Annotated in this window: 2 protein-coding genes; both read right to left on the bottom strand. The window is 20.7% G+C overall.

Annotated elements, in window-relative coordinates; translation table 4 throughout:
• Positions 1-55: 55 nt before the first annotated feature.
• A complete protein-coding gene (locus C6B38_RS10610) occupies positions 56-214 on the bottom strand; it encodes a hypothetical protein (protein WP_199558593.1) in 159 nt (52 codons plus the stop codon).
• A gap of 400 nt (positions 215-614) precedes the next feature.
• The coding region (locus C6B38_RS10120) for a hypothetical protein (protein ID WP_162475894.1) at positions 615-892 on the bottom strand (278 nt) is incomplete at its 5' end.

An 892-nucleotide genomic window follows, 5' to 3' on the forward strand; every position in this document is an offset into this window, starting at 1 on the left:
CAACCAATTAATTTTAAAAAACCCATTAAAGTCATTTATTTTATAACTCCTTTCATTATTTACTAATGGTTATGTAACCAAAGTGTCCTAAAATACCACAAAGCACAAAAACAACACCAACCACTGGCAAAACATAAGCCCAAAAAAAATTAATTAAAGTCATTTTACTTTTTCTATTACTTCTAAAATAACTTCTAAATCTTCTTCTCGCCATTACATACTCCCTTTTTTTATTTATTTATAAAAATTTTAAAAATTAAAAATATTAATGCATACATACATATGTGTAAAAAACTTATTTTATAAATAAAAGAAAAAAAGTAAAATAAAAACTTATTTTATAAATAAAAGAAAAAAAGTAAAATCCAGTTAGCACCTATTCTTTCAAGATGAAAGAGTGCTTTATGAAAGTGATGATAAAAAAAACAATTTTTTTCTTATATTTATACTTTTATTATAACATAAATAATAAAATTTGGTTAATCAAAAAAAGAAAAACATAAATAATAAAATTTGGTTAATCAAAAAAAGAAAAAAAACAAGTCTAACCCTCCGTAAAGAAGGGTGTATTTAATGAATAATAATTGATAATAAATGTTTTAACAAATTAATCTTTAACAGACTAATCTTTGCGATAAAGGGTCGATATAATTATGAAATTGAGTATAATATTTTATTTTATCATGATTATTTTCTAAAGGTTGATGTTTTTTTAATTGACTTAAATTAAAAATATGATTTAAACTTTCTAACATTAATAAATATTTTTTTCTTGCTTTTAAACTATCAAAAGGAGTAGCTGAATAATAAGCAGTAAAATAAAAAGTAGCAGTTTTTCCTAAAAATTGACGATATTTTTGAGAAAAAAGAGTTTGATTTTGATGAAAAAAAG

Origin of the sequence: Spiroplasma sp. ChiS (genome assembly GCF_002968355.1) — a bacterium.
GTDB lineage: Bacteria > Bacillota_I > Bacilli_A > Mycoplasmatales > Mycoplasmataceae > Spiroplasma > Spiroplasma citri.